The sequence below is a fragment of the Paenibacillus sp. FSL H8-0317 genome, assembly GCF_045040685.1.
GTDB lineage: Bacteria > Bacillota > Bacilli > Paenibacillales > Paenibacillaceae > Paenibacillus.
Map to the genome: position 1 here is coordinate 2,990,135 of NZ_CP150294.1, position 20,045 is coordinate 3,010,179.

1 protein-coding gene is annotated in these 20,045 nt (G+C 50.7%); it reads left to right on the forward strand.

Translation table 11 applies throughout. The features are described 5' to 3' along the window. The first annotated feature begins 19 nt into the window (after positions 1–19). The gene (locus MHB43_RS13885) at positions 20–20,041 is read left to right on the forward strand and encodes an SDR family NAD(P)-dependent oxidoreductase (protein ID WP_405132145.1); all 20,022 of its coding nucleotides are present in this window, start codon (positions 20–22) and stop codon (positions 20,039–20,041) included. The last annotated feature ends 4 nt before the right edge of the window (positions 20,042–20,045 follow it).

Below are 20,045 nucleotides of genomic sequence, written 5' to 3' on the forward strand. Positions count from 1 at the left end.
CCACAGGGAGGTTAAAACAATGGATGATCAGGTGTATATTCCGATTACAAAACATATTCCCGAGGGACTTCGCAGTGAGACAGATCAGTTACACGGGTGGCTTGTCGCATTATTGTCAGCGGAATTAAAGGCAATGGGGTTATTTGAAAAAAGCTATTCCAACACCAGGGAATGGTTAGAGAAAAACGGGATACCCGTTTTGTTTCATCGCTGGATGGAAGAGACACTTGCTGTGTTAGCCAAAGAAGAGGGGAATGGCGCTGAGGGCGGGCAAACCGCTACTACCTTCGAGAATGTGTGGCAGAAATGGGATGAAGTTAAACAGCAATGGCTGCAAAAGGGCCACCTTCGATCCCAGGTCCTTTTGGCAGAAACGGCATTAAAACACCTGCCTGATATTCTTCGGGGATACAAGCAGGCAACGGATGTTCTTTTCCCCAATTCAAGCATGACACTTGTCGAAGGCATATACCAAAACAATCCCATCGCCGACTATTTCAATGAGGTTATGGGATCGCAACTTATAACAATTATTGAAGAAAAAATAAAAAAGAATGCAACCATTCGGTTGAGAATCATTGAATTTGGCGCGGGTACTGGCGGAACCAGTACCCCTGTGCTTGATAAGCTCAGACCGTATGAGCAGTACATTGAGGAATATTGTTATACGGATATCTCTTCCTCTTTTCTATTGCAGGCAGAGCAGCGCTATGGAAATGAACACCCATATTTAACTTATAGAAAAATAGATGTGACCAAACAACTGCAGAATCAATCCATTAATGAAGCTGTCTATGATATAGCAATCGCGGCCAATGTGCTGCATGCTACACCCAATATCCGTCAAACCCTCGGACATATCAAGGCAGCGATCAAAAAACAGGGGTATTTGCTCCTGAACGAGATAACCGATAATACACTTTTTGCCCATATTACGTTTGGTTTGTTGGAGGGCTGGTGGTTATACGAAGATGAGGCACTGCGTATTCCGGGCTGCCCAGGACTTACACCTAATACATGGAAAAAGGTGCTCGCCAAAGAGGGGTTCAGAAATGTTCGTTTTCCGGCATTAAATGCTGAAGAGTGGGGACAACAAATCGTTGTATCTCAAAGTGACGGCATCATTATACATGAAATAAAACAGAGTCCTGTATCTCATCCTGTACTGACACAAACCAGAGCGATTCCTGACGTGGAATGGAGACCCAATTCATCCCCGGTTATGGAGACTGGAAACATTCAACCTACAGCAGATATTCCTGACCACCTGATCCGGGATCATATTATTACGGTCATCCGGGACAGCATAGAAACTTCACTTAAGATGAGTCAGAACCGGATCGATAATCATCAAAGTTTCTCTGAATATGGCGTCGATTCGATTGTTGCCGTCAATCTGGTCAATCTTATTAACGAGCAATGTGGAATAGTGATGCAGACTACAGTGCTGTTCGATCATAACACGGTCCATGCCTTAAGCAAGCACATGCTGGAGCAATATCGACAAGAAATTGTGGCGTACATGCTGCCTGACCCGGCTACATCTCCACAGAGGAAAGACGAACAAGCCATCATTTTGGACATGAGCAACGATAATCGTAAGGCGGATAAGCCTGCTGTGCATAGGAATGAGGATCGGTTGCCAGTTCGGGATGAGAGGAGTAATCCTAATGCGACTTGGACAAGCACAATGGTTAATAACGAAAAGCTGGGATCCATTTCGGAAGGTTCATATTATCGATTGCTGTTGGAGAAACCTGGAGAATCCGATGAACTTAAACTGATTCAGGATCAATCGCGTTCACTCCAGTCAAACGAAGTGCAAATTGCTGTACATGCTTTTTCACTTAATTTTGGAGACCTGTTATGTGTAAGAGGACTGTATCCAACCATGCCCGCATATCCGTTTACCCCTGGCTTCGAAGTCAGCGGGGTCGTTGTTCAAACAGGTTCCGAGGTTACAGACCTTCGAAGTGGTGAAGAAGTGGTGGCCATGATGGGTGAGCAGATGGGTGGTCATGCCAATATGGTGATCTGTCCGGCAGCTCATGTAGTAACCAAACCGAAAAAGTTAACATTTGAAGAAGCCTGCTCACTGCCGGCCGTCACTATGACCATGCTTGATGTGTTCCACAAAGCCAAACCACAGCCAGGTGAAAAAATATTGATTCAGACGGCGGCCGGAGGGACAGGTCTTATTGCCGTACAGCTGGCGCAGCATTATGGTCTGGAAATCTATGCCACAGCGGGTTCAGATGTAAAACTGAACTATCTGCAACAACAGGGTGTGCACCATACCATTCAGTATGTGGAGCAAGATTTTGCCGAGGAGATCCACCGTCTTACGAACGGGCAAGGTGTAGATATTGTTATCAATACTTTATCGGGTGATGCGATTCAAAAGGGGATGGCTTGTCTTGCTCCCGGTGGCAGATATATTGAAATTGCTATGACTGCCCTCAAATCAGCCAAAAATATTGATTTATCCTTGTTATCAAACAATCAGGCATTTTATTCGGTAGATTTGCGACGCATGGCCTTCCGTGATCCTTCTATAATTCGAACCTATATGAAGGAAATGGCGATCCTAATTGACCAGAACATCGTTCGTCCAACGATATATGCCACTTATCCTTTTCAGCAAGTGAAAGAAGCATATAAGGCTATGGGAAACCGCAGTAATATCGGCAAAATTGTGGTACATATCCCTGAAGAACAACGTTTTAAGCCATATTCTGCTAAGCCATGGGAGCAAAACGTTGTGGTAGAAGAGGCCATAATGAATCAAGAAACACCGTCAGTCAGGGAGGAAATAGCGATTATTGGAATCAGTGGCCGATTTGCACAAAGTCGCAATCCTGAGGAGTTATGGCAACATTTGCAAGCCGGGAATGATCTGATTGGAGAGGTAAAACGTTGGGATCTGGACGCTTATTACGCGGATCAGCAGTCTTATTGTCGACATGGCAGCTTTATAGAGGATTTTGATCGTTTCGATCCTCTGTTTTTTAATATATCCGGCGTGGAAGCCACCTATATGGACCCGCAGCAGCGCATTTTTTTGGAGGAGTCCTGGAAGGCGCTTGAAGATAGCGGTTATGCTGGCAAAAAGGCCGAGGGCCTTCAATGTGGTGTCTATGTAGGCTGCAGCGGCATGGATTATCAAAGCATATTTGGACATGAGGGCCCTCCGCAGGCTTTCTGGGGGAACGCCAATTCTATTGTGCCTGCTCGCATAGCCTATTACCTGAATCTGCACGGTCCGGCCATTACAGTGGATACAGCCTGTTCCAGTTCATTGGTGGCCATTCATCTGGCATGTCAAGGATTATGGTCAGGCGAGACGAATATGGCTCTTGCCGGAGGCGTATTCATCCAGTCCACCCCTGGATTCTACATTGCCTCCAATCGAGCGGGAATGCTGTCTCCAACAGGACGGTGTCATACCTTTGATGAAGCAGCAGATGGTTTTGTTCCAGGAGAAGGCGCAGGGGTTGTTATCCTGAAAAGGCTTAGCGAGGCGCTGGATGACGGTGACCAGATTTACGGAGTCATTCGAGGGAGCGGAATAAACCAGGATGGGTCCACCAATGGAATTACGGCTCCCAGTGCGAAATCCCAGGAACGGCTTGAGCAGAACGTATATGAGACTTTTAATATTAATCCTGAACACATCCAGCTGGTCGAGGCTCATGGGACAGGGACCAGGCTGGGAGACCCGATTGAGTTCAATGCATTGGCGAAGGCGTTTAGAAAACATACGGACGAAAAGCAGTTCTGTGCGATCGGCTCGGTAAAAAGCAATATCGGTCATACGGCCACGGCAGCTGGAGTAGCGGGTTTGTTTAAAATTATGCTGGGGATGCGTCATCAAAAAATAGCCCCCTCCATTCATTTTCATCAAGCCAACAGCCAGATTGCCTTAAATGACAGCCCGTTCTATATCCCTACAGCCACGATGGAATGGAAAGCCGGGTCAAGTGGCAGAAGATGTGCTGCAATCAGTTCATTTGGTTTCAGTGGTACGAATGCACATATGGTCATTGAGGAGGGACCTCTGCAATCCAGAGCGTCAGAGCCGATGCCGGGATATTTGATTGCACTTTCAGCCCGTACCGCCGAACAATTGCGTCAGCAGGTTGAACAACTCACCGCCTACGGAAGACAATTGCCGGAACAGGATTGCGGTAACTTGAGCTACACGCTGTTATTGGGACGCAAACATATGGATTTCCGCCTCGCCTGTGTGACCCGAAGTCTGAATGAAGCGATGACTATACTTCAACGCTGGTTGGATAAGGGAAGTGCACCACAGGTTCGGGTTTCACAAGGAACACCGGACACTTCACATGAGCACTCCTCATTACAACGATATGGGAATGAATGTTTGCGGAGTTGTCAGAAGACGACACATGCAAGCGAATATTTAGAACATCTGGGTACTGCAGCGGATCTGTATATCCAGGGATATGAACTTGATTATGATCTGTTGTTTGAGCAGGGTCACTATTGGACCATATCCTTACCCACCTATCCATTTGCCAGAGAGCGGTATTGGGTGGAGCACGAAGAAATGAATTGCTCACCATTAATAGAAAAACCAACAATAGTTAAACCATCAAATGAGAGCATATTACTGCACTCCATGCTGCACCACAACCGTTCGGATCTGCTGCGGGGCCAGTGGTACAGTAGTCAGTTCAATGGCAATGAGCCTTTCCTAAGCGATCATGTTGTACAGGGGCACAAGATGCTTCCAGCTGTTGTTCAGCTGGAGATGGCCCGGGCAGCAGCGGCGCATGCAGCAAATTGGCCTCCGCTCACACACAGTCTGCTGCTGCGGCATGTAATGTGGAGCAGGCCGCTCGTTGTTGGAGAGGAGCCTCTGGAGGTCCATCTCGTGCTTGAGGCCGAGGCAGATGAGAGCTTGTCCTATAAAATATCGGCCGCTTCATCAATTGAGTCCAGCGAAGGGGTGTATAGTCAAGGGCGTGTAAGTGTGGGAAGACCTCTCGTAGAAGCCGTGCAAACCTTGGATTTGCACGCTGTACGCAGCCGGTGTACAGAGGGACAGGCCAGTGGAGCAGTTTGTTATGAAGCATTCCGAAAACTGGGTCTGGAGTACGGTCCGTCCCATCAGACCATTGCCGAATTGCAATGGGGGGCAAACGAGGCCTTGGCGCAGTTGCGTCTGCCACAAGCGCTCTTCGAAGGGCAAGCGGACACTGTGCTGCATCCCGGTATGGTGGATGGGGCCTTGCAAGCATCCATCGCCCTGCTGGCCGGAGATCAGATCGCGGAAGTGCTGAGATCCACTACTCAGGAGGGGGCAGTAAGCTTGGAGAGCACGGACCTTGCGAGCACAACAGAACGACATGGGAACCCGCCCGCTTCCGCTCCGTTGCCTTTTGCGCTGGAGGAGGCGGAAGTGATATCTCCTTGCCAGGCGCACATGTGGGCGGTGGTGCGTGTTCGCCCCGAGCCAGCGGCATCTTCCGCTGCGGAGGCTAGCGTCCGTAAACTGGATCTGGAGCTGTGCGATTCGGAGGGACAGGTTTGCATTCGACTGCGGGGCGTGACCTCGCGTGTGCCCGAAAGCCGGGAAGGTGTGCTGCTGGTGCAGCCCGAGTGGCAGGAGCTGCCGAAGCGCTCCCTACCGGCTGAAGCTGTGGGGGTTGAACCCGCGGTGCTGCTGTGTGATTGGGCCCCGCAAGACTTCGCGGCTGCGGATGTGTCCTGGAAGCAGATGGTGTTAACGGGGTCGTTGGAGGCGCGATACGGACAGGCTGTTCAGGCCATTCTGCACCATGTGCAGCAGCAGCTTGCGATGCAGCGAAGCCACCGGATGGCTGTGCAGGTCGTCGTGGCGGGAGATGAACAAGGAAGACGGTTCGCCGGCCTGAGCGGGCTGCTGCGGACGGTGCGACTGGAGCATCCGGGCTGTCTGGCACAGCTTGTCGAAGTCCAGCCAGAGACATCGGCCGCCATATTGACCGAGCAGTTGCACCAGTGTGCGCTCCATGCGGAGGAGAGCCATCTGCGTTGGGAAGCGGGTGAGCTGAAGCGAGCGGGCTGGCAGGTGGTCGACGTGGACAAGGATACAAATGTGGATATGGATGAGATGACGAATGGGAATGCAGAGACAGAGGTGAAGACAAAGCGGAAGAGCGGCTTCCCACTGTTGTCCCCTTGGAGAGACGGAGGCGTGTACGTCATTACAGGCGGAGCCGGTGGCCTGGGACGGATCTGGGCCCGGGAGATTTCAGCCCAAACGGAAGGCAGTACGCTTATATTGACTGGCCGATCCCCGGCGATGCCAGAGGCGGTACAGCGAGAGATGGCGCAGCTCCCTGCCCAGGTGCTTTATGAAGCAGTGGACGTCACCGATCGGGAGGCGGTCCACGGACTGTTCGGGCGTATCCGTCAGCAGTATGGCCAGGTGAACGGGGTGCTGCATTGTGCCGGAGAAATCCGGGACAGTCTGATGCGATACAAAACGGAATCCGACTGGCAGGCCGTGCTGGCTCCGAAAGTAGTCGGCATACGGAATCTGGAAGAAGCGATCGGGACCGAAGCGCTGGATGTGCTGTTGCTGTTCTCCTCGGGTGCAGCGGTGACGGGGAATGCAGGGCAGGGTGATTATGCCGCCGCCAATGGGTATATGGATGCGTATGCGGTGAGCCGAAATGCGCGGATGAAACGCGGGGAGTGTCAAGGGAGAACCTTATCCATCAACTGGCCGTTGTGGGAAGAAGGCGGAATGCAGCTGGAGGAAGAGGGGAAGCAGCGTCTGTGGAAACAGCATGGACTGAGACCGCTGGGAACTGCGTCGGGAGTAAAGGCGTTGTATCAGGCTTGGGCGAGTGGAGGCAGCCAGGTATTGGTGGCGGAAGGCAAGCTGTCGGTGCTGCGAAGAAGCCTGCTGGAGCCGGGATATTCGGGGTCGGGCCAACCGATCGAGCCGGTAAAGGCAGACGCAGAACCAGACGCAGATGGGCAAGGGCCTTCGCCGGAATCGTCATCCATCAAGCTTGGAGTCCCTCTGGCGGGAGGCATGACCCAACAGGAAGCTGTATCTGTGCTCACGTTGGAAGTGGCCGCTTTGTTGAACGTAGGGGAGCAGGACGTGGACCCGGACATGGACTGGAGTGAATATGGTTTGGACCCGGTGCAATGGAGTGAACTTTCCCGCAGACTGCTAACTCGGCATGGATGGGATATTTCTGCAGAGACACTCTTGGAACACTTGAACATGAGTCAAACTGTCCAGCAAGTTACCGGTCAGATCCACCCGATGGGGAAGGAGCGAATGGACCTGCATAAAAAAGAAGAGAACCTTGGCCTTGTTCATAAGAATGATGCTGATTTGCGAGTAAAAACAGTTCAATTTCTGCAAGAGCGTTTAGCCCGTGTCATCGGTCTTCCGAAATCAAGGATTGACGTAGATACTGCAATGGATCGATACGGGATAGATTCGTTACTTATTATGCAAATGACCACTAATTTGGAAGAACAGTTTGGCCTCTTGCCCAAAACACTTTTTTTCGAGTATCAGACCCTTCGGGCTCTGAGCGAATATTTTCTTGAGCACCATCATGAACCATTGCGACTCATTTTAGGGGAAGAACTTCCTGAGGAATCCGATGGTATATCTCGTGCTTCGGTTGCTGTACAGAATCCGGGGATAGAGGACGTTAAATCCAAGGGCATTTTACGCCAAAAGAGGACGTTAAAGAATCAACAAGCTACTAATCCAGAGTCGAAGAACGTTGGTTCATTGAAATCTTTGAATCCAATTGAATCATCTAATCGGGTTCAAGAGGATGAGGAGAAGCAGGATATTGCCATTATTGGTGTGGCGGGAAGGTACCCGGGAGCGCGGAACATCCATGAGTTTTGGGAGAATCTGCGCAGTGGAACGGACAGCATTACCGAGATTCCATCTGAACGCTGGGATCAGGAGCAGGTATATGATTCAGAGCCGGGCACACCGGGCAAGACCTATGGACGCTGGGGAGGATTTCTGGACGGTGTGGACGAATTCGATCCGTTGTTCTTCCAGATTTCTCCTCGGGAAGCTGAGATGATGGATCCGCAGGAACGATTATTCATGCAGTGTGTGTACGAGACGATTGAGGATGCGGGGTATACGCGGGAGCGTTTGGCTACCGACATCGTGGGTGTGTACGTGGGTGTGATGTACGAGGAATACCAACTGTACGGGGCCGAGTCCTCAATTGCGCTCTCCGGTAATCCGGCGTCCATCGCAAACCGGGTGTCGTATTTCTGTAATTTCCGCGGACCGAGTCTGGCGGTGGATACGATGTGTTCATCTTCGCTGACTTCCATTCATCTGGCGTGCCAGAGTTTAAGACAGAATGAGTGTCAGGTTGCAGTCGCGGGCGGGGTGAATGTGTCGGTCCACCCGAACAAATATATCATGTTGTCTCAAGGACGATTCCTGTCCAGCAAAGGTCGCTGTGAGAGCTTTGGTGAAGGGGGCGACGGGTATGTGCCGGGGGAAGGCGTGGGCGCGGTCCTGTTAAAACCGCTTGCACGAGCCGTTGCAGACGGGGACCGGATTTACGGCGTGATCAAAGGGTCGGCCTTGAATCACGGTGGAAAAACAAACGGATATACCGTGCCGAATCCCAACGCCCAGGCGGACGTCATCGGCCGGGCCTTGCGTGAGGCGGGCGTTGACCCGCGGACGATCAGTTATGTGGAAGCCCATGGCACGGGTACGTCGCTCGGTGATCCCATCGAGATTGCGGGGCTGAGTAAAGCTTTTCAGCAAGATCCGTCGGAAGAGGCCTACTGTGCGATTGGTTCAGCGAAATCCAATATCGGACATGCAGAGAGCGCAGCAGGCATCGCGGGAGTCACCAAGGTGCTGCTGCAATTACAGCATGGAGAGCTGGCGCCGTCCCTGCATGTGCAGCAGACCAACCCGCATATTGACTTTAGCCAAACTCCATTCACGGTCCAGCGGGAGTTAGACGTTTGGGAACGTCCGAGAGTGGGCGGTCAGATTGTACCGCGACGGGCGGGGATTTCCTCGTTTGGTGCAGGTGGAGCGAATGCTCATCTCATTTTGGAGGAATACCGGGAACCCGACCTGACGCGTGAAAAGATGAATGAGCAAAACGAGCAAAACGAGCAAAATGAAGTGCCAGGGATGATCGTGCTGTCAGCGAAGAACGAGGAACGGCTGGTCGTGCAGGCCCGTCAGTTGCGAGATGCACTCCGTACCGGGCAGAGCAGCTGGAAAGTGAGGGAGATCGCCTATACACTGCAAACCGGACGTGAAGCAATGGAGGCACGGCTGGGTGTGCTGGCGCAAACGATGGAGGAGCTGCTTGCCAAGCTGGACAGCTATGTGGAACAGGTGGGTCAGACGGAACCAGCAGGCAATGGAAGCTTGTACTATCAGGGGCATGTGAAGCAAGGGCAGGAGCATCCGGGTTGGTTAACCGATGAGGAAGACATGAAAGAGAATGTGAAACGCTGGCTGTCCCAAGGTCGTTATGAGCATGTACTGGACGCGTGGACACGAGGGGCAGTGATTCAGTGGATGGAGCTATACGGGGACAACAGACAGCAGCACCCGCGCCCAGTCAGTCTGCCGGCGTATCCGTTTACACGAAATCGCTACTGGGCTCCAAAGAAAACCGAGTTGGTATCGTCCAGCGCGGTTGGTACGAACGGATCAGCCATGCTCCATCCACTTTTGCATAGCAATACTTCGGATCTTCAAGAGCAGCGGTACACTTCACTCTTTACAATGGACTCGCCTATGCTTATGGATATCAATAAAGAGCAAACAACAAAATTATTGCCCGACTTGCTTCATCTGGAAATCGCCTATGCAGCTCTGGATTTGGCCATACCTGATGATCATGATTCAGCAGAATCAGCATTATCGATCCAATTGCAGGATGTGATATGGGACAACCCTATTTATGTGTCTGATCAGCCACTTCCGTTACACATCTCATTGCAATCCGAATCACATTTAACAGTGGGATACGTCATATATGGTGAAAATGTAGGGGGATTTCAACCCGTATATAGTAGCGGAATGGCCAAAAAGGTGGCTTCAGAGTTCACAGGATCAGATGCTCTGGAGATTGATTCTATCGATATGCTCTACACCGCTGAGCTGGATTCGTCAATCACTGCTTTTGCGAACCATGCTTCAAAGTCAGCCTTGTCCTCATCTCCTTATGCGGTAGAACGTATATATGTGGGGGAAGACCATATTCTGATCAAGTTTGAAGATGCAACGGATGTGTTATCTATACCACCAGTGTACAAACTGCCAGTAGATGCAATTCACCTTGCCGTTTATGGGGGGCTAGGCTGGACAGAAATTGAAAATGAAGCAAAGCAGCAGTTGGATATGTCTGCTTCACGTCCTGTTTACATTCAATCCCTTCAAAGACTTGATGCAGTAGGCGCATCAAATATTTCTTGGGCGAGAGTAGACAGAAGAGAACGGATGAATGGGGCGTCAGGACTTGAAGTGTTGGACATTCGTTTGTATTCATCAGAAGGACGCGCAGTGTTGAAGATTCAGGGATTAGAAGCAGGCTTTACAGCCATGTCGCAGGGGACAGAAAACGACGGAATAGCGGTACATTCGAATGCTGCAACTACAAGTGCAGGTGCATTTGTACTTGAATCTTCATTCGGTGAATCCGAGAAAGAAACTGTGATCCTCTCCAAAGAAGCTTCATCTGCTTCCATGGCTTCTCGCCGGAGACCGGAGCTCTTGGGCCTAACAACGTCTGAGTGTGTAAGGTGGGAGTTAAAGGAACTGGCAGGCCAAACGTTGAAAATTCCAAGGGAACTGATTGATGGCAATGAAAATCTTGCCGAATATGGATTTGATTCCATTAGCCTGACTGAATATGCAACGGTTCTTAATCAGCATTTTGGAATGGACCTGGCACCATCCATATTTTTCGATCACACCACACTTCATGAATTGGCTCATTATCTGGAGCGAGAATTCGAGCAGACCATCACGGATCAATATGCAGATCACGACATTCAAACGGGAGAAAAACATACAGAGCAAGCCGCACCGTTAAAAAGCAAAGTGGCACAGCATCGTTCCAAAGCCCGAAAGCCTAACGCCCAGAGACAAGCATCTGGCAAGTACTGGCGTTTGGGAGATACACGACGAATGCAAGCGGCCGATGAACCTGTTGCCATTATTGGTATCAGCGGACGATTTCCCGAAGCGCGCAATGTAGATGAGATGTGGTCGATTCTCGTAAATGGACAAACGGCTGTTAAGACCGTTCCCTCGGATCGATTCACCAGCAGTAAAAAGGATGCTACTTGGAAATGCGGTCTTGTGCCAGGGATACGAGAGTTTGATCCCCGCTTCTTCGAAATCTCTCCACGCGAGGCCGAGAGCATGGACCCACGTCAGCGATTGCTATTGCAAGAATCCTGGAGAGCGCTTGAGGATGCCGCTTATGGCAAAAAACAACTTTCCTCCGGTCGGGTCGGCATGTTTGTAGGAGTGGAGAATAATGAATATTTGCAGTTTGTCGGCCTGGATGGACCGCTTACGTCCAATCACAATGCCATTCTGGCCGCCCGGTTGGCGTATCTGTTGGACCTGAATGGCCCGAATATGGCGATCAATACGGCTTGTTCTTCGGGTCTGGCGGCTGTTCATCAAGCTTGTGCCAGCCTGCGGGCGGGAGAGTGCGACACAGCTCTTGCGGCAGGAGTAAGCCTGCTGCTCACTGAGCAGGGGTTCGAAGCGATGTCCCAAGCAGGCATGTTGTCTGAGGACGGTCGCTGTTATGCGTTCGACCAGCGTGCTAATGGCATGGTGCCGGGAGAAGCGATCGCGGTTGTTGTATTAAAGACCTTATCTCAGGCTGAGGCGGATGGAGACTCGATCTACGGGGTCATTCGGGGCAGTGGCATGAACTATGATGGCAAAACGAATGGAATCACCGCGCCGAGTGGTGTGGCACAGACGGCGTTAATGAATGAGGTATATGCCCGGTATGGCATTCCGGCGGAGGACATGCAGTACATTGTGACCCACGGGACGGGAACACGCCTCGGAGACCCGGTCGAAATCAAGGCTTTGCAGGAAGCCTATAAAGGACGGAATATGGCGCCAGGTTCCTGTGCGTTAACGTCGGTAAAAACGAATTTGGGTCATACCCTCGCTGCATCCGGTGTGGTGAGCCTGATTAGTCTGGTACAGGCGATGCGTTATGAGACGATCCCGGCAAGTCTGCACTGTGAGGAAGAGAGTGAATATATCCAGTGGTCGGAGGGGCCGTTTTATGTAAACAAAAGCAAACGGCCTTGGCCACGAACGGAGCAGGGCAGGTTGGGCGCGGTAAGTGCTTTTGGCATGAGTGGAACCAACGTGCATGTCGTGGTGGAAAGTTATGAAGGCAACGGGCAAAAACAAATGGCTGGAAATACAGCGCCTTATTATTTGCTGGCACTGTCCGCCAAAACGGAAGAGGCACTACATCGCAAGGTGGAGGACATGATCGCCGTGCTGGAACGGGAAGAGGAGCCGGATCTGGCGGCAATCAGTTACACGCTCCTGGAGGGACGACAGCATTTCCGTCACCGTTGTGCGGTGGTTGTACAGTCCCGGACGGATGCTGTGCATGTCTGGAAACAGTTCGGTACGAAAGAAAATAACGGGAAGATGTTTCGCGGGACAGTGGGCCGGGAGTTCACTGAACAGCGCATTGTTCGGGAACACGGTCATGAGCTTTTGCATCAACTTCAGCATGGAACTCAAGCGATCGCAACCGGGGCATACCGTGACATTCTTCATGTGCTGGCGGATTTATACTGTCAGGGTTACGCATTGGATTGGATGAATATGTACGGTGAGTCTGTTCCTGAACGCATTCATTTGCCTTCATATCCGTTTGCCCAGGAAGAATACTGGGTGACCCAGTCATCACCTGAAGCAAGCCGGTTGAACGAGCAGCTTCTGACAGCAAAGCTCCACCCGCTTGTACACCGGAATACGTCAACGCTGCGCGAACAGCGTTATAGCTCTGTTTTTGCACGGGAAGATCCGTTGTTACATGACCCTATGGAATCGGGTTACCAATGTTTGCCAGATTCAGCCCACTTGGAGATGGCCCGGGCTGCTGCGCAATATGCGTTAAAGGGAGCGGGCGAGATGAACCAGGCCCCGGTCCGGATGAAGCTGACCGAGCATCAATGGGTCAATCCGGTTGTGGTGACAGAGCAGGCGCTGGAAGTTCATTTGGCCATTATTCCAGAATCAGATCAATCTTTAATCTATGAAATATTCAGTGAACGAGCTGACGGTGATGAAGAGTTGTGGAGCAGGGGCCGTATTGAATATGAATCACAGGAATTCGTGAGTCCGCCTATGGACATGCAGTCCATCACTGAAAGATGCACACATTTGGAGACTGCAAAACTTTCTTCAGAACTTAAAGGATCATCCATTGTTTGTTGTTATACCGGCGAAAATGAAGTGTTAATAAAGCTTTCAGCTGAAATTAATGCTCAGGATCGGACTTTGTTATATACTCCAAAGTTACTGACTGAAGCTGTATCACTGGCAGCAAACATCTTTGAGACAAGATCAGTAAAGGCAGCAGATTATCTTAACAAGGCCATGCCAGCAAAAGAGGCCGGCGAGTCGAGTGTACATGAAGTGCTGAGTGAAGAACAAAAACATACTTGGCTCTCTATGGAATCCATGGAGTTTACGGCAGATCACTTGCAGCATCCGCTGTGGATGTGGATCAGGGAGTTGGATTCCGGGCTGGATGTTACTTTCTGTGATGAGAAAGAACAGGTAGTTGCACACATGGCGGGATTACAGGTCCAAAAGAATTTGATGACAAAAGATATGCCGGAGGACATGGAAATAAAGGAGATAGAACGTGAGGTCGCTGATGGTAGCCTTCTAATGGCTTTTGAGGAAATCTGGGAAGAATCGGAGCCAGAACTTTATCATGAAGAGAACCCACAGACCATATTATGTGTACTTTCCCGTCAGGAGAATCAGGAGAGGTTCATTTCACTGATGAAACATCACAATCCTGAGATCCAGCTGGTCTTCATCGATCCGGGAATGTGGGAAAAAGAGACGGATCTTGATCATCATGCGAAGTACAGGGAAGCGCTTCAGGAGATCAGCCAGCAATATGGGAATGTGGATACGCTACTACATTTGTCGGCACTAGAGGAGCCACTACTGCTGCAAGACACGAAGCCAATATTACTTTTGCTTCAGGCATTGGCAGCAGAGAAGATCAAGCCTGGCCGAATTCTGCTCGCCGGGGAATATAGAACAGGAATCGAACGTTGTTACCTGGATGCATGGATTGGTTTTGAGCGTTCACTTGGGCTTGTTATGCCCCATACGAAATTACAAGTGATCAGCAGCGATAAACCATCCAGTAACGAAGTGAACTGGAAAAGGTGGAGTGAACGGCTGTGGCAAGAATTAAGGTCGAACCAGCGGTGTAGCGTGCGGTATGAGAATGATCTGCGCAAAGTAAGCCGTATCAGACCAATCCCGCCTGCCGAGCATTACAAACAGGGGACAGAATACGTGTTGCCAGGAAAGACATATTTGATAACAGGCGGATTGGGAGGAATTGGCCTCGCTTTTGCCAGAGCATGGGCTCCGCTGGGAGTAAATCTGGTGTTGATGGGCCGATCTTCTCTGGATTCCGTGAAGCAGCATAGGCTCGATGAATTGATCGAGGCGGGAAGTCAGGCTATGTATGTTCAGGCTGATGTTGCCGTACTGGAACAAGTCGAAGAAGCGGTGCGGGCTGTCAAAAGCAAATTTGGCACTATTCACGGACTGATCCACGCCGCCGGGATTGAAAGTCGGGTAAGTGTGCTGGATAAATCAGCAGCTGATTTTGAACGTGTGCTTGCTCCCAAAATTCGTGGAACATTGGCATTGGACAAAGCACTGGGTAACGAATCGCTGGAGTTCCGCAGTTATTTCTCTTCTTCATCGGCTATTTTGGGTGACTTCGGCTCCTGTGATTATGCTGTGGCGAATCGATTCCAGATGGCCTATGCTCAAGAACAGCATCGCACGGGTCCTATACACACGGTATCTATCAACTGGCCGCTTTGGAGAGAGGGCGGAATGGGCACAGGCGAAAAGAATGCTTCGGCTATGTATCTCAAAACCAGCGGTCAACGTTTTCTGGAAAAAGACGAAGGGGTGGCATTATTTCCAAAAATTCTAAATGAACCTTACGCTCACCAACTCGTTATGGCGGGGAAACCGGAACGCATACATCGTTTTCTGGGTGTTGAATTCACACCTGAGGAGCCGGCCAGCACATCTCATACTTCGTATGAGGTCGGGAATCCAGTCTTGAATGAGGCGGCGCCTGCGTTAGGGCTGCGTGTAGAGTTGCGTGGCAAAACGGTGGCTGAATGCGCGCAGTGGGAGCTTGGAGAAATAGCAAGCGAGCTGTTAAAGATACCTCATGAAGAATTGGACCCTCAAGCCAATCTCGCAGAGTTTGGATTTGATTCCATCAGCTTGACTGAGTATGCAGGACGGTTGAGCCGTCATTACGGAGCAGAATTGACACCATCCATTTTCTTTGGACATTCCACATTGAAAGGATTGGCTGAATATCTGGAAAATGAACATCGGGATGTTCTAGTTGGCATGTACGAGGAAAGGAAGGCCGTGACCGACATGAAATCCAATGTCGCGGACCGAGGTTACCGATCCGGACGTTCCGGAAGATGGGCTGGCGGCAAATCCTTCCCTGCATCCGATCTTCGTCCAACTGCACGTAATCTGGATAAAATGGATCAATTCATGGAACCTGTTTCCATTATTGGTATTAGCGGACGGTTCCCCGAAGCACGAGATGTGGACGAGATGTGGTCCATGATCAGTCAGGGTCAGGAAGCGATAAGAATGGCACCGGAGGACCGGTTTTCCACCCACAATGGGCGTGAACCTTGGAAATGCGGTCTTGTACCAGGAGTACGGGAGTTTGATCCACGCTTCTTCGAAATTTCTCCGCGTGAAGCCGAGAGCATGGACCCGCGTCAGCGATTGCTATTGCAGGAATCCTGGAGAGCGCTTGAAGATGCCGCTTATGGGAAAAGACAGCTTTCCTCCGGCCGGGTAGGTATGTTTGTCGGGGTGGAGAATAACGAGTATTTGCAAGTTGTCGGTCTGGACGGGCCGCTTACATCCAACCACAATGCCATTCTGGCTGCCAGATTAGCCTATCTGCTGGACCTGAATGGTCCCAACATGGCGATTAATACGGCTTGTTCTTCGGGGTTGGCGGCTGTTCATCAAGCTTGTGCCAGCCTGCGAGCCGGAGAGTGCGACACGGCTCTTGCGGCAGGGGTGAGCCTGCTGCTTACCGAGCAGGGACTCGAAGCGATGTCCCAAGCAGGCATGTTGTCTGAGGACGGTCGCTGTTATGCGTTCGACCAGCGTGCTAATGGCATGGTGCCGGGAGAAGCGATAGCGGTTGTTGTATTAAAGACCTTATCTCAGGCTGAGGCGGATGGAGACTCGATCTACGGGGTCATTCGGGGCAGTGGCATGAACTATGATGGCAAAACGAATGGAATCACCGCGCCGAGTGGTGTGGCACAGACAGCACTAATGAATGAGGTGTATACACGGTACGGCATTCGGGCGGAGAACATGCAGTACATTGTGACCCACGGGACGGGAACACGTCTGGGAGACCCAGTCGAAATCAATGCTTTGCAGGAAGCCTACAAATCAAGAAATATGGAGCCAGGCTCCTGTGCGCTGACGTCGGTAAAAACGAATTTGGGTCATACCCTCGCCGCTTCGGGAGTGGTGAGCCTGATTAGCCTGGTACAGGCGATGCGTCATGAGACGATCCCGGCAAGTCTGCACTGTGAAGAGGAAAGTGAATATATCCGGTGGTCGGAGGGGCCGTTTTATGTGAACAAAAGCAATCGGCCTTGGCCACGAACAGAGCAGGCGAGACTGGGAGCGGTAAGTGCCTTTGGCATGAGCGGAACCAACGTGCATGTCGTGGTGGAAAGTTATGAAGGCAGCGGACAAAAACGAACGGCTGGTTATGCGTCACCTTATTATTTGCTGGCACTGTCGGCCAAAACGGAAGCAGCACTACAACGCAAGGTAGAGGACATGATCGCTGTACTGGAACGGGAAGAGATGCCGGATCTGACGGCAATGAGCTACACTCTGCTGGAGGGACGACAGCATTTCCGACACCGTTGTGCGGTGGTTGTGCAGTCCAGGGAAGATGCCGTATACATGTTGAAACAGCGGGGGCAATCCAAGTCAGGGGTTTTGTTTGAGGGCGTGGTGCCAAGAAGGTTTACTGGACAAAAGCTGTTACAGGAACATGGGGATGAATGGATTATCAAAAGCACCGAAAGAAGTTTGTCCTCGGAGAAACAGAGGGATATACTCCATGTGCTGGCTGATCTGTATGCCCAGGGCTATGATCTGAACTGGGGACAGATGTATGGCGATGTACCACCATCACGCATCAGCCTGCCAACGTATCCTTTTGCCCGAGAGGAATATTGGATGGCGTCAAAGGAAAGAGAGCAAGAGGAAGAGCAGCCATCGCGGGAGCGCTCATGGGCTTCTCTTCACCCCCTGGTGCAACAAAATACGTCTGATTTCACTGAACAAAGGTTCAGCTCGGTCTTCAATGGAAGAGAATTTTTCCTTAAGGATCATATTATTCATGGAATCTCCGTACTTCCCGGGGTGGCCCAATTGGAAATGGCTCGGGCTGCATTGCAGCTTACCGTTGCCGGCACAAGACCTGTTTTTCTGCAAAATGTGGTGTGGATCAGTCCCGTAGTCATGGATGGAGATGCAGCAATCCCTAACAGCATTCAGGTAGAAATCGGATTACATCCTGTCACAGAAAATCCTCAACGTATAAGTTATGAGATATACCGGCAAGACCAGCAGGTTGAGGGGAAACGTCATGTATACAGTCAAGGACAGCTGGGATGGAATGAAGAAGCTGAATCCCCTCCAATTCATGACCTGAACGAACTCATGGCTGCATGCAGCCGATCGACCTGGACGGGTGCAGATTGTTACAACGCATTTAGGCAAGCCGGTATCCAGTACGGACCTGCATTTGAGGGAATACAGCAATTGTTCATCGGTGAAAGGGAAGTTTTGGCCCAACTGAAGCTGCCTGAGCATTTGTTGCCGGAAATGAACTCATATGTCCTTCATCCCTGTATATTGGACTCCGCGTTGCAGGCCTCTATTGGCATGATGCTGGAGCATCCTGAAGTGGATGGGAAAAAGGCGGGACATGGTTCAGGTGGACCACAGCCTTCGGTTCCTTTTGCGTTAAAGAAAGTTCGGATCTATAAAGCTTGTGCTCAAGACATGTGGACATGGGTGCGCTACAGCTCCGATTCCAGTTCGGATGGGAAAGGAATGACGTTTGATATTGATTTGTTTGATCAAGAAGGAAGTGTCTGTGTTCGTTTAATTGGCTTTTCCTCTAGACAGCTTCCCGATCCAGAATCCACAGCGCCAGGTGCTGACACAACCGCTCGGTCTGAAATGCTGCTGTTAAAGCCGTATTGGCGGGAGATGGAGGTGGAAGGAGCCGGTCGGAGCCGGAAGACTCCAGACGCTGAGCATATCGTTATTTTATGTGGTGCACTCGCTTGCAGGTTGAGTGAGATGCAGCTTGAATTTCCGTCAGCATCGTTTATACCGATTGGGTTGGATCAGGGAATGGCCACAGCCGAAAAGTGGTTTGAGGATGGTGCCTTGCAGGTGTTTGGTAAACTTCAAACGATACTGTCCAGTGAATCGAATAAACCGCGAATTATACAGGCCGTTGTGCCTAATGATGGAGAGCAGCGTTTGTATGCTGCGCTGTCGGGTATGTTGCAAAGTATTAAACTCGAATATCCGGCTGTTGCGGGACAGTTGATTGAAATGGACGAACAGTTGGATAACGCAGATATTTTACAGCTATTGAAGTTGGACGTTTGCGAGCCTAAAGATAACTGGATTCGTTATACGGGTCGTCGACGGGAATTGGCAGACTGGCAAGAGATTGAACCGTCCACTGTTCTTGAAAAACGGTTTTGGCGTGATCATGGTGTTTACCTCATTACAGGTGGTATGGGAGGGCTTGGACTTGTATTTGCGCAAGAGATCGCCACACAAGCCAAGCATCCAACACTTGTTCTCGTGGGCAGATCACCGATGGACGGTCTGATGGAACAATCCCTTGAAGTATTGCGAGAGCAGGGAGCACGGGTGGACTATTTGCAGGTTGATGTAACGGATGGTGAAGCCGTGGAGAACCTTGTTGGTAGCATCAAACAAGTCTATGGCGCTATCCACGGCGTTATTCATGGAGCAGGATTAATCAGAGACAGTTTGTTTCTTGCCAAGACAGAGGAAGAATGGCGTCAGGTTATGAAACCCAAAGTGGCGGGCACTATACACCTGGATCGTTCTACACATAAGGAAGCATTGGATTTCTTCATTCTGTTCTCCTCTGGAACTGCCGTGCTCGGCAATATGGGGCAGAGTGATTACGCTACAGCCAATGCATTCATGGACCTATTCGCAACATACCGGGAAACGATGGTGAGTCAGGGCAAACGAAGCGGCAGGACACTGTCCTTAAACTGGCCACTATGGGAAAATGGCGGCATGAAGGTGGACTCATCTGTCAAACAAATGATGTGGCGGCAAATGGGAATGAGACCCCTGCATTCGAATCAGGGAATTGAGGCATTAACCCTTGCACTATCATCCACTTCTTCCAGAGTGATGGTCATGGCAGGGAACCCTGAACGAATTCGGGGCAAGATCAGAACTGTAAAATCACAAACACTAGGTATTTCCTCCCCAATGTATACAGCTTCTCCCAAAGGGGATAAGCCCAGGGACGACCGCTATTCGGAACTGGTTAATCGTGTTCTGGACGGGGAACTAACGGAGTCACAATTTGTTGAAGCGTTCATGAAGGAATAGGAGT

Coding starts and splice junctions, on each gene's coding strand:
- MHB43_RS13885 (WP_405132145.1), top strand. CDS start 20: ATGGATGATCAGGTGTATATTCCGATTACAAAACATATTCCCGAGGGA.